At 71.9% G+C, this 12,167-nt stretch carries 11 protein-coding genes; 9 read left to right on the top strand and 2 right to left on the bottom strand.

Annotation, left to right across the window (positions count from 1 at the left end; all coding sequences use genetic code 11):
* Positions 1 to 3: 3 nt before the first annotated feature.
* From JYK18_RS21325 to JYK18_RS21340, 4 genes are all read left to right on the top strand, one after another.
* Positions 4 to 474, top strand: coding sequence for a GNAT family N-acetyltransferase (locus tag JYK18_RS21325; protein ID WP_206803689.1), 471 nt, complete (start codon positions 4 to 6; stop codon positions 472 to 474).
* 68 nt (positions 475 to 542) lie between these two features.
* On the top strand, positions 543 to 1,457 hold the full coding sequence (locus tag JYK18_RS21330; protein ID WP_206804390.1) for an ABC transporter ATP-binding protein: 915 nt from the start codon (positions 543 to 545) through the stop codon (positions 1,455 to 1,457).
* Positions 1,457 to 2,260 (top strand): ABC transporter permease, encoded by an 804-nt coding sequence (locus JYK18_RS21335; protein WP_206803690.1) that lies wholly within the window; start codon positions 1,457 to 1,459, stop codon positions 2,258 to 2,260. Before JYK18_RS21330 ends, JYK18_RS21335 begins: the two co-directional genes overlap by 1 nt.
* 62 nt (positions 2,261 to 2,322) lie before the next feature.
* On the top strand, positions 2,323 to 3,090 hold the full coding sequence (locus JYK18_RS21340) for an ABC transporter permease (protein ID WP_206804392.1): 768 nt from the start codon (positions 2,323 to 2,325) through the stop codon (positions 3,088 to 3,090).
* Positions 3,091 to 3,306: 216 nt separating this feature from the next.
* Here the strand turns inward: JYK18_RS21340 and JYK18_RS21345 are convergent, their stop codons facing one another.
* Positions 3,307 to 4,707 (bottom strand): S8 family serine peptidase, encoded by a 1,401-nt coding sequence (locus tag JYK18_RS21345; protein WP_206803691.1) that lies wholly within the window; start codon positions 4,705 to 4,707, stop codon positions 3,307 to 3,309.
* 566 nt (positions 4,708 to 5,273) lie between these two features.
* Between JYK18_RS21345 and JYK18_RS21350 the strand changes: the two genes are divergently transcribed.
* From JYK18_RS21350 to proB, 5 genes are all read left to right on the top strand, one after another.
* Positions 5,274 to 8,519, top strand: coding sequence for a translation initiation factor IF-2 N-terminal domain-containing protein (locus JYK18_RS21350; RefSeq protein WP_206803692.1), 3,246 nt, complete (start codon positions 5,274 to 5,276; stop codon positions 8,517 to 8,519).
* Positions 8,520 to 8,685: 166 nt separating this feature from the next.
* Entirely contained in the window at positions 8,686 to 9,000 is a 315-nt protein-coding gene (gene rplU / locus JYK18_RS21355) for a 50S ribosomal protein L21 (RefSeq protein WP_113696810.1), read from the top strand.
* Between the two features lie 15 nt (positions 9,001 to 9,015).
* Complete coding sequence (gene rpmA / locus JYK18_RS21360; RefSeq protein ID WP_206803693.1) at positions 9,016 to 9,273, top strand: 50S ribosomal protein L27; 258 nt, start codon at positions 9,016 to 9,018, stop codon at positions 9,271 to 9,273.
* 102 nt (positions 9,274 to 9,375) lie between these two features.
* Entirely contained in the window at positions 9,376 to 10,821 is a 1,446-nt protein-coding gene (gene obgE / locus JYK18_RS21365) for a GTPase ObgE (RefSeq protein WP_206803694.1), read from the top strand.
* A complete protein-coding gene (proB, locus tag JYK18_RS21370; RefSeq protein WP_206803695.1) occupies positions 10,814 to 11,923 on the top strand; it encodes a glutamate 5-kinase in 1,110 nt (369 codons plus the stop codon). Before obgE ends, proB begins: the two co-directional genes overlap by 8 nt.
* A 1-nt stretch (position 11,924) precedes the next feature.
* On the opposite strand, the gene JYK18_RS21375 is transcribed toward proB, so the two are convergent.
* Complete coding sequence (locus JYK18_RS21375) at positions 11,925 to 12,143, bottom strand: hypothetical protein (RefSeq protein ID WP_206803696.1); 219 nt, start codon at positions 12,141 to 12,143, stop codon at positions 11,925 to 11,927.
* Positions 12,144 to 12,167 lie beyond the last annotated feature (24 nt).

Genomic DNA, 12,167 nt, shown 5'->3' on the forward strand with positions numbered 1-12,167 from the left:
GGTGTGGCCGTCGAACTCGTGCCGATGACCGAGGAGGAGTTCGCGGCCTACCGTGAGCACGTGATCGTGGCCTACGCCGAGGCGAAGGTGAAGGCCGGGAACTGGCCGGCGGAAGGCGCTCAGCAGCGGTCCGTGGAGGAGCACGAGAAGCTGCTGCCCGCCGGGCTGGCGAACTCGGTCAACCACGTCTACACCGCGCGCGACGAGGGCCGGGTGGTCGGCACGCTGTGGTTCGCCGAGCGCGACGAGCACAGCGGGCGGCTGGCGTACCTCTACAACATCGAGGTCGCCACCGCCGAGCGCGGGAAGGGCTACGGCAAGGCGATGATGGCCGCGCTGGAGGACGAGGTGCTGGCGGTGGGGCTGGACGCCATCCGCCTGCACGTCTTCGGTGACAACACCACCGCGCGCTCGCTCTACGCGGGCGCCGGCTACACCGAGACCAACGTGGTGATGAACAAGCGCCTGCGATAACCGCTCGTAAACTGTCGGTGCCGCGTGGCACAGTGCCTGATGTGGGAGAGAGCACATTCGACGGGCCGATGGTCCAAGCCAAGGCGCTGGTGAAGCGCTTCGGCGAGTTCGAGGCCGTCCGGGGGATCGACCTCGAGGTCCGGCGCGGGGAGGCGTTCGGTTTCCTCGGGCCGAACGGCGCGGGCAAGTCCTCCACCATGCGGATGATCGCCAGCGTGTCGCCGCGCTCGGACGGGGAGCTGAAGGTGCTCGGCCTCGACCCCGACGCCGAGGGCCCGCGCATCCGCGCGCGGATCGGCGTGGTGCCGCAGCTGGACAACCTGGACGCCGAGCTGACCGTCCGGCAGAACCTCCAGGTCTACGGCCGGTACTTCGGCCTCTCCCGCGCGCACGTGCGGAAGAAGGCGGTCGAGCTGATGGAGTTCGCGCAGCTGACCGAGAAGGCCGAGGGGGAGGTCGAGGCGCTCTCCGGCGGCATGAAGCGGCGGCTGACCATCGCCCGGTCGCTGGTGAACGATCCCGAACTGCTGCTGCTCGACGAGCCGACCACCGGCCTCGACCCGCAGGCCAGGCACCTGTTGTGGGACCGGCTGTTCCGGCTGAAGTCCGAGGGCGTCACGCTCATCATTACCACCCACTACATGGATGAAGCCGAGCAGCTCTGCGACCGGCTCGTGGTGATGGACGGCGGCCGCATCGCCGCCGAGGGCTCACCCGCCGAACTGATCGCCCGCTTCTCCACCCGCGAGGTCCTGGAGCTGCGGTTCGCGCCGGGGGAGCAGGCGGCCGCGGTGCCCGAGGTCGAGTCGCTGGCCGAGCGGATCGAGGTGCTGCCGGACCGGCTGCTGCTCTACACCGCGGCCGGGGAGGCGGCGCTGGAGCAGGCACACGCGCGGGGCGTGCGGCCGCTGTCCAGCCTGGTCCGCCGCAGCACGCTGGAGGACGTCTTCCTCCGGCTCACCGGCCGGACGCTGGTGGACTGATGGCCACCGTCGTGTCCACCGGCCGCGTCGTCGGCGCCTGGCGGGGTGCCGCGCTGCGGGTCGAGGGTTACTGGACCTGGTACCGCCGGTACTGGCGGTCCAACCTGTACTCCACCGGGTTGCAGCCGGTGTTCTTCCTGGCCGCGATGGGGCTGGGCTTCGGCTCGCAGGTGCAGCCGGGCGCGGCCACCGGCGGCCTGTCCTACCTGCACTACGTGGCGCCCGCGCTGCTGGTGTCGGCGGCGATGATGCTGGCGGTCGGGGAGTCCACCTATCCCGTGCTGTCCGGGTTCAAGTGGCAGAAGGACTACCTCGCGGCCACCGCCACGCCGATCTCGCCGGGCCAGGTGCTCGGCGGGCACCTGATGTGGGTCACGCTCCGGCTGACCCTGGCCGGGGTGGTCTACGCGCTGATGGCGCTGCTGCTGGGGGCGTGGCTCAATGTGGGCGCGTTGCTGGTCGTGGTGGTCGGCGTGGCCACCGGGCTCGCCTGCGCGGCGCCGGTCTGCGCGTTCGCGGCGAGCACCTACGACGAGACCCGGTTCGCCACGTTGTTCCGGTTCGTGGTGATGCCGATGACCCTGTTCGCCGGCACCTTCTTCCCGATCTCGGAGATCCCGCTGGCGCTGCGGTGGCTGGCGTGGATCTCCCCGCTGTGGCACGGCACCGAGCTGGCGCGCGGGGTCACCCTCGGCACGCTGGACCTGTTGCCGGGGCTCGGGCACGCGGCCTTCCTGATCGTGTTGTTCGGCGCCGGGTTCGCCAGTGCGCGGCACTACTTCTACAAGCGGCTGGTGGTGTGACCGTGGTCGTCCAGGAAGCTCCGCCCTCGCGCGGGTTGTTGTTGCGGGTGCTGCCGCCGTCGATGTACGCGGGCCGGGCGCGGTTCCTGCTCGAACGGTCGGCGCTGGTCTATTCGCGGCACTGGCTGGTGTTCGTCTCGGGGGCGCTGGAGCCGCTGTTCTACCTGCTGGCGTTCCAGATCGGCTTCGGCAGCCTGGTCGGCGAGGTGGTCGGGCCGGGTGGGCAGGCGATGAGCTACGTGGCGTTCGTGGCGCCGGGCCTGCTCGCCGCGTCCGCGATGAACGGCGCGGTCTTCGACTCGACGTACAACGTGTTCTTCCGCTTCCGGTACGGGAAGCTGTACGACGCCATGCTGGCCACGCCGATCGGGCCGCTGGACATCGCGCTCGGGGAGATCGGCTTCGCCGTGGTGCGGGGCGCGCTCTACTCGACGGCGTTCGTCGCGGTGATGGGGGCGATAGGCCTGCTCACCTCGCCGTGGGCGGTGCTGCTGCTGCCCGCGGCGGTGCTGGTCTCGTTCGCCTTCGCCGCGGTGGGCATGGCGTGCGCGACGTTCCTGCGGTCCACCAGCCAGTTCGACTACATCCAGCTGGTGCTGATGCCGATGTTCCTGTTCTCCACCACGTTCTACCCGCTGGGCGTGTACCCGGAGGCGCTGCAGTGGGTGGTCAAGTGCTTCCCGCTGTACCACGGCATCGAACTCATGCGCGGCCTGGCGACGGGCTTCCTGGACTGGTCGGTGCTCGGGCACCTGGCGTACCTGCTGGTGATGACCACCTGCGGCATCCTGCTGGCGGCGAGGCGCCTGCACAAACTCCTGCTCAGCTGACCGAGCGGCACCCACTTCACGCCTTCCCGCCAGGGGCAGGCTCTCGGCGCTGCCCGCCCACTTTTTCGGCGGCCGAACGCGGCAGCCCTGGCGCCCCCCCGAACCTGGTCGACGATTTCGTAACCGCGCCGCCAGCCCCTCGCTTCCCTGTCACGAATGTGGCTTTCGAGACCTCTGGCGTCTCGAAAGCCACATTCGTGACAGGACGGGCGTGCGTCAGCGGGTGACGGCGCTGTAGGCGTTGACCAGCCCGTGCCCGTAGAAGCCGTTGAAAGCGCCGTACCCCGCGCAGAAGGCGTCCTGTGTGCCGTCGCCGGTGAGGTCGTAGTCGGCCGGGCAGCTCATCGGGGTCGCCTGCTTCTGCAACGTCCGCCGCAGCGCGGCCGGGCCCCAGCCCGGGTGCTCCGACGCCAGCAGCGCGGCCACCCCGGTCACGTGCGGCGCCGCCATCGAGGTGCCGCACAGCGGCGCGTACCCACCCGGCACGGTCGACAGCACGCATTCGCCCGTCTCCCCGCCCGGCGCGGTCAGGTCGATCACGCCCAGCCCGTACGAGCTGTACCCCGCCTTCACCCCGGTCGCGCTCACCGAGGACACCGCCACCACGTCCCGCAGCCCGGCCGGGAGCGCCTCGCAGCCACCGCGGCCCGCCTTCCCGCTCCGGGGCGACGGCACCAGGTTGACCGCCTCGTTCGTCGCCGCCGCGACGTTCAGCGTGCCCCGGCTCTCGGCGTACTCGACCGTGCGGGCCAGCGCCTCCTGCAGCACCCGGTCCCCGGCCACGCACGAAAGCGCCCACGGGTTCACGAAGAAACTGCTGTTCGTCACGGCCATGCCGTGGTCGGCCGCCCAGATCAGCCCGCACACCGCGGCCTCCGGATCGACGTACCCGCGGTCGTCGATCACCTTGATCGAGGCGATCCGCACCCCCGGCGCGACGCCGGTGGTGCCGCGCCCGTCGTCCGCCGCGGCGATCGTGCCCGCGACGTGCGTGCCGTGCGTGGAAGTGGTCGGGCGCCACGCCCGTTCGCTGGTGTCCGGCGCGCCGGACAGGCAACTCGCCGACTGGTCGGCGGCCACCGCGCCGGCCAGTTCGGGGTGCGCCGCGTCGATGCCGCTGTCGAGCACGCCGACCACCACCCGCGAGCTGCCGGGCTGGACGCGGTTCGCCCGGTCGGCGCCGATGGCCCGCATGTCCCACTGCTCCGCGGTGCGGTCGGCACGCGGGACCGCGTCCGGATCGGTCGCTGTCACCTTGGCCCTGGTCTCGGTGGACCGCGGTGCCTTCTTCGCGTTCTTCGCCCGTTCGCCCTGCGCGCTGAACGCGCGGCCGGGCCCGAGCCGCTCGGCGAACCCCGGGTCGGCCGAGGTGGCCACGCCGATGCCGACCTGCGGGTAGAAGGCCGTGCCGCGCCCGCAGGCGCCCTCGACCTCGGCCACCGCCTGCTCGGCGGTGGTCCCCCGGTCGAACAGCACGACGTAGCGCAGGGTGCGGGCACCGGGGGCGCAGTCCGGTTCGGCCGCGCCGGCGGGCACCGGCAGCAGGCCCTGGCCGGTCAGCACCAGCAGCGCGCTCGCGAGGACCGTGCTCGCACGCAGCCGCACGGGTACCTCCATCTCGGCGAAGAAACGGTGGGCTGAGCGGGTCCCCCGACCCCCGAGCCCGCACGGTAGCCACCGGCCGGGGCCTGGACAAGCGGTCCGCCGAAGTTCGCCCGGGTGGCTGGCGGAAAAGTGGTAGTGGCGGTTTTCACACTACCTGGCGTGTCGCCGGTCCCGCTGCTCGTCAGGCAGCTGTAACCCGATGAGCCGGTACCGAGTACGCGGTATCCGCCCCGGTGTGTGGGATACTCGGGGCGGCCGCTGGGCCGGAGTCGCCGCGCGTCGCGCGGAGGCCCCGGCGTGGTGGCCCGGTGACCTGCTGAACGAGCCATGTCGTCGCCGCCTCCACCGGCGGCTAGACGACCTGAACCAGGGGGCGTTGACCCCCGAGCCCAGCCGGCGCGTCGCCGAGCAGACTGCCGAGGACGGGCAGCCGGGCGGGTTCCGGCGCCGTCGGAGACAGCAAGGATTCCCGCCGTCGGTGCCCACCACGGCGGAACAGCACAGGAAGGGGCCCCTGCGCGGCCGCGTCCTTCCAGCCGTTCGAGGCTGGCAGACGCGCCCGGGGGCGGAGGAGATATATGTCGAACGCGGACACACCCGCCGAGAACACCGGCGGGAATCCCGCCACACCTGCAACCGCATCGGAGAACGGCCCGCTGGCCGACCTGCCCGCCCGGATCCGGGTGCACGCGCTGGCCAAGCTGCTCGGGTCGAGCAGCCGTGAAGTGCTCAAGCAGCTCGTCGAGCTGGGCGTGAGCGCGCGCAGTGCCCAGTCGAGCGTGCCGAAGGAGGTCGCGCTGCAGGTCGCCGAGGCACTCGGCGTCACCAGCGAGGACGTGGACCCCGGGGCCGCCGAAGCCCCGGCTCCCGCCGTCGAGGCCCCCGCTGCCATAGCGCCGACCCCGGCTGCCGAGGCAGCTCCCGCGCCGGAGCCTGACTCCGCGCCGAAGGCCGGCGCCGTGCGGAAGGCCGATCCCGAACCGGAGCCCGAGCCCGCTCGGCCGGCCGTGCACGTGCCGCTCTTCGCCGCGCCGTCGCCGGTGTTCCTGCCTCCCGAGCCCGCCGCGGCGCCCGCCAAGCGCGCGCCCAAGCCGGAGCCCGAGCCCGAGCAGGCCGAAGCCGAGGACGAGGACACCTCCGCCGAGGGCGACCAGTCCGCGCACGATGACGACGATGAAGGCGCCGGTCGCCGTCGCCGCCGTCGTGGCCGCCGTGGCCGTGGCCGCGGCAAGGGCGGCGACGACGCCAGGGACGACAACGAGGCCGACGAGCCGGAGGCCAAGTCCCAGAAGGACTCGAAGGACCAGGACAAAAAGGACGCCCCGGCCGAGAAGGCCGCCGAAGCGGGCAAGGGCGAGGACACCGACGAGTCCTCGGACGACGCCGACGGCGAGGACGGCAGCCGCTCGCGCCGCCGTCGCCGCCGCCGTCGCAAGGGCAGCGGCGAGGAGGACGGCGACAACGCCGCCAGCTCCGACGACCCGCCCAACACCGTGGTCCACGTCCGCCAGGGCAAGGACAAGGACAAGGAAGCCGACAAGCCGGCCCGCGACGAGGTGCGCAGCGTGCGCGGCTCGACCCGCCTGGAGGCCAAGCGCCAGCGCCGTCGTGACGGCCGCGAGGCCGGTCGCCGCCGCGCGCCGATCCTGTCCGAGGCCGAGTTCCTCGCCCGCCGCGAAGCGGTCGAGCGCACGATGGTGGTCGCCGAGAAGGGTGACGCCACGCAGATCGGCGTGCTCGAGGACGGCGTGCTGGTCGAGCACTTCGTCACCTCGTCGGGCAGCGGCTCGATCGTCGGCAACGTCTACCTCGGCCGCGTGCAGAACGTGCTGCCGTCGATGGAGGCCGCGTTCATCGACATCGGCCGCGGCCGCAACGCCGTGCTGTACGCCGGTGAGGTGGACTGGGACGCCGCCGGCCTGGAGGGCAAGGCGCGCAAGATCGAGCAGGCGCTGTCCACCGGCGACAGCGTGCTGGTGCAGGTCACCAAGGACCCGGTCGGGCACAAGGGCGCCCGGCTGACCACGCAGATCTCGCTGCCCGGCCGCTTCCTGGTCTACGTGCCGGCCGGGGGTGCCACCGGCATCTCGCGCAAGCTGCCGGAGAACGAGCGCCGCCGCCTCAAGGACATCCTCAAGCGCATCGTGCCCGAGGACGCCGGCGTGATCATCCGGACCGCCTCCGAGGGCATCGCCGAGGAGGAGCTGGACCGCGACGTGCGCCGCCTCAAGGCGCAGTGGGACGTGATCAAGGAGAAGGCCGAGGCGGGCAAGGGCAAGAAGTCCGGCGCGCCGACCCTGCTCTACGAAGAGCCGGACCTGCTGGTCAAGGTGGTCCGCGACCTGTTCACCGAGGACTTCGCCAAGCTGGAGGTCCAGGGCGGCACGGCGTGGGACACCATCCAGGGCTACGTCGGGCACGTCGCGCCCGACCTGGCGGACCGGCTCAAGCGCTACACCGGCAACGGGGACGTCTTCGCCGACTACCGGATCGACGAGCAGATCACCAAGGCGCTCGACCGCAAGGTGTGGCTGCCCTCGGGCGGCTACCTGGTCATCGACCGCACCGAGGCGATGACCGTGATCGACGTGAACACCGGCAAGTTCACCGGCTCCGGCGGCAACCTCGAGGAGACGGTGACCAGGAACAACCTGGAGTCGGCCGAGGAGATCGTGCGCCAGCTGCGGCTGCGGGACATCGGCGGCATCATCGTGATCGACTTCATCGACATGGTGCTGGAGTCCAACCGCGAGCTGGTGCTGCGGCGGCTGACCGAGTGCCTCGGCCGGGACCGGACGCGGCACCAGGTCGCCGAGGTGACCTCGCTGGGGCTCGTGCAGATGACCCGCAAGAAGGTCGGGACCGGGCTGCTGGAGGCCTTCTCGACCACGTGCGAGCACTGCAAGGGCCGGGGTGTGGTGGTCTCCACCGACCAGCCGAAGAACGGCTCCGGTGGCGGCAACGGCGGTGGCGGCGGTGGTGGCGGGCACCAGCACGGCCAGTCGCGGCGCTCGCGCGGTCGCAACAAGGCCGAAGAGCAGCCCCAGCCCGAGCCGAAGGCCGACGCGCCGACCCCGGAGCAGCGCGAGTCGGTGGTCTCCGCCGTCCAGGCGATGGCGAACGCCTCGAAGTCGGCAGGGGAGAGCAAGGCGCCCGAGCTGAACGGCCGTGCGCCGGAGCCCGCCGAAGAGGCCCAGGAACTCCCGGCAGCCACCTCGGCTGCTGCAGAGGCCCCGGAAGCCACCGCCTCGGAGACTACGGCCCCGGAGGCTGCTCCGGCGCCCAAGCGGGAGCGTCGGCGCGAGCGCCGCTCGGCCTCGCGACCGGCAGGTGGGCCTTCGGTCCAGACCGAAGCCAAGCCAGCGGCCGAGGCGGCTACCGCGCAGCCGGAGGTCGCTCCGGTGGCTGAGGCACCTGAGGCCACTCCGGCTGCCCAGCCGGAGGCGTCCCAGGCCGCCGAGGCCCCGCAGGCGTCCGAGACAGCTCAGGCGCCCGAGGCACCCGAGGCTCCGAAGGCACCCGAGGCAGCCAAGGCACCCGAGGCGGCTCAGACACCGCAGGCGGCCGACTCCACCGAGGCCCCAGCAGCCACGGAGCCGCCAGCCACCGCTGAGACCTCCGCGACCACTGAGGCCTCCGAGACCGCCCAGGCCTCCGAGACCACTGAGGCCTCCGAGGTCACTGAGACCGCTGAGGCCGCTGAGGCGGCCGACGTCCCCGACGTCTCCGTGCCCGCCCCAGCCGCCAAGACGACTCGGCGGCGTGCCCGCCGGGTGGCCTCCCGGCCGGCGGGACCGCCGGTCGGAGCCAACGAGAACGGTTAGTGAACAACGTTGGCCACCCCGGTTGTCAGTGCTTCCGGGGTGGCACGTAACCTGTAAGACGGCCCGCCCGTAGCGGCAGGCCAGCATTGTGCGCCCACCAGCACGCGGTAACCCGCGGGCGGCGCGCACAGCCCCCACCCTATTGTCGAGTTAGCAGGAGACATCCGTGTCGGCGTACGCGATCGTCAAGACCGGCGGCAAGCAGTACAAGGTGGCCGTCGGCGACGTCGTCGAGGTCGAGAAGCTCGAGGGCGAGCCGGGCACCGAGCACACCTTCCCCGCCGTGCTGTACGTGGATGGCGGCGAGGTCACCACGGACGCCGACGCGCTCGCGAAGGTCTCGGTCACCGGCAAGGTCGTCGAGCAGACCAAGGGTCCCAAGATCCGCATCCACAAGTTCAAGAACAAGACCGGCTACCACAAGCGGCAGGGTCACCGGCAGAAGCTGACCCGCCTCGAAGTCACCGGCATCACCAAGTAAGGGGTTCAGGCAGCCATGGCACACAAGAAGGGCGCGTCCAGCTCCCGCAACGGTCGTGACTCCAACCCGCAGTACCTCGGCGTCAAGCGGTTCGGTGGCCAGGTCGTGAAGGCGGGCGAGATCCTGATCCGCCAGCGCGGCACCAAGTTCCACCCGGGCGTGAACGTCGGTCGCGGCGGTGACGACACCCTGTTCGCGCTGGAGCCCGGCTCGGTCGAGTTCGGTTCCAAGCGTGGCCGCAAGACGGTCAACATCGTGCCGGTCGAGGCCTGAGCCGGTAGACCGAGCGAAACCACCGGGCGGTGTGGTCTGCGGAATACGCGGACCACACCGCCCGTTCGCATGTAGACAGCAGTTTTCTGGAGAGGGCAGGCAATGGCGTCCCGGTTCGTCGACCGCGCGGTGATCCATCTGGCCGCCGGCAACGGTGGGAACGGCTGCGCCTCGGTGCACCGTGAGAAGTTCAAGCCGCTCGGCGGTCCCGACGGCGGCAACGGCGGCAACGGCGGTGATGTGCTGCTGATCGTCGACCCGAACGTGCACACGCTGCTCGACTTCCACTTCCGCCCGCACGCGCGGGCGGGCAACGGCAAGATCGGGCAGGGTGCCAACCGTTCGGGCGCGGCCGGGGAAACCCTGGAGTTGCGCGTCCCGGACGGCACCGTGGTGCTGACCGAACACGGCGAGGTGCTCGCCGACCTGATCGGCCCCGGCACCACCTTCGTCGCCGCGCAGGGCGGCCGGGGCGGGCTCGGCAACGCCGCGCTGGCGTCCAAGGCACGCAAGGCACCGGGGTTCGCGCTGCTCGGTGAGCCGGGCGAAGCGCGGGATCTGGTGCTGGAGCTGCGTTCCGTCGCCGACGTCGGCCTGCTCGGCTTCCCCTCGGCTGGCAAGTCCTCGCTGATCTCGGTGCTTTCGGCGGCCAAGCCGAAGATCGCCGACTACCCGTTCACCACCCTGGTGCCGAACCTCGGTGTGGTCACCGCGGGCGAGACCGTGTTCACCATGGCCGACGTGCCGGGCCTGATCCCGGGTGCCAGCCAGGGCAAGGGCCTCGGCCTGGACTTCCTGCGGCACATCGAGCGCTGCGCGGTGCTGGTGCACGTGGTCGACTGCGCCACCTACGAACCCGGCCGCGATCCGGTGTCCGATGTGGACGCCCTGGAGGCGGAACTGGCCCGCTACACCCCGAGTCTCGGCGGCGATCTCGCCGACCGGCCGCGGGTGGTGGTGCTGAACAAGGTGGACGTGCCGGACGCGGCCGAGCTCGCCGACATGGTGCGGCCCGAGTTCGAGAAGCGCGGCCTGGAGGTCTTCGAGATCTCCGCGGTGGCGCGCAAGGGCCTGCGGGAGCTGACCTACGCGCTCGGCGCGGTGGTCGAGCGCTACCGGGCCGAGCAGCCGCCGCCGGAGGCGGAGAAGGTGGTGCTCAAGCCACTCGCGGTGGACGACAGCGGCTTCACCGTCGAGCCCGATCCCGAGGAGGAGGGCGCCTTCATCGTGCACGGCACCCGCCCGGAGCGGTGGATCCGGCAGACGAACTTCGGCAACGACGAGGCCGTCGGCTACCTCGCCGACCGGCTGAACCGCCTCGGTGTCGAGGACGTGCTGGCCCGCAAGGGCGCGGTGCCGGGCAGCCAGGTCACCATCGGCGACATCTCGTTCGAGTGGCAGCCGTCCACCCCGGGCGTGGCCGTGCACCTGTCCGGCCGCGGCACCGACGTGCGCCTGGAAGGCACCGACCGGGTCAGCGCCAGCGAGCGCAAGGAAGCCCGGCGCATCCGGCGTGACGGCCCGGACGAGGAGTCCGGGGGTGAGTGAGACGCGCCAGGCGGTCGCGGGCGCGAAGCGGCTGGTGGTCAAGGTCGGCTCCTCGGCGCTGACCACCGCCGGTGACGGGCTCGACGTGAGCAGGCTGGACGCACTGGTCGACGCGATCGCCGCCCGCATCGGCGCGGGCAGCCAGATCGTGCTGGTTTCGTCGGGTGCGATCGGTGCCGGGCTGGCGCCGTTGTCGCTGGCGAAGCGCCCGCGCGACCTCGCGTCGCAGCAGGCCGCGGCGAGCGTGGGGCAACTCGCGCTCGCGCACGCGTACGGCGAATCCTTCGGCCGGTACGCGTTGACCGTCGGGCAGGTGCTGCTCACCTCCGACGACGTGGTGCGCCGCGCGCACTACCGCAACGCGCAGCGCACCTTTTCGCGCTTGCTGGCGCTGGGCGCGGTCCCGGTGGTCAACGAGAACGACACGGTGGCCACCGAGGAAATCAAGTTCGGCGACAACGACCGGCTCGCCGCACTGGTGGCGCACCTGGTCGCCGCCGACGCGCTGGTGCTGCTGTCCGATGTGGACGGTCTGTACGACGGGGATCCGCGCTCCGGCGCGACCCGCCGGATCGACGAGGTGACCGGCGACGCCGACGTCGACGGCATTTCGGTGGGCATGTCCAGTTCCGGGCTGGGTACCGGCGGCATGGTTTCGAAGCTGGCCGCCGCGCGAACGGCCGCCGCGGCCGGGATCCCGGTGCTGCTGGCGGGTGCGGGCCAGGCCGCGGACGCGCTCTCCGAGGCGAAGGTCGGCACGGCGTTCGCCGCCGCGGACAGCCGCCTCTCCGCACGCCGGTTCTGGCTCGGTTACGCCACGGACGCCCGTGGACGGCTGCACCTCGACGACGGCGCGGTGGCCGCGGTCGTGGGGCGGCGCCGGTCGCTGCTGGCCGCCGGGATCACCGGTGTCGACGGTGATTTCGAAGCCGGGGACGTGGTGGACCTGGTCGACGCGGCCCAGCGCGTGGTGGCCCGGGGAGTGGTCGCCTTCGACGCGGTGGAACTGCCGGAGCTGATCGGCCGGTCGAGCCACGACCTGCCCGCGGAGCAGCGGCGTGAAGTCGTGCACGCGGATGATCTGGTCCCGCTGCGCCGCTGACTCAAGCCAGCCGGGCGATCGCGGCGGCCAGCAACGCCGCCAGGATGGGTGGTTCCGCGCTGCGCACCAGGTAGGCGGCCAGGCTCGGCTGCACGCCGACGGCGGGCTGTTCGCCGGCGATGCGGGTGTACTCGCCGATGAGCCGGTCCAGCTCGTCTTCGAGCAGGCCGGCCGCGGCCTTCAGCTCGCGCTCGGTGGGTGGGTCACTGGGGTGGTTCACGGCTGCCTTTCGCCGAAGGGTCGT

Source organism: Amycolatopsis sp. 195334CR (assembly GCF_017309385.1).
Classification (GTDB): domain Bacteria; phylum Actinomycetota; class Actinomycetes; order Mycobacteriales; family Pseudonocardiaceae; genus Amycolatopsis.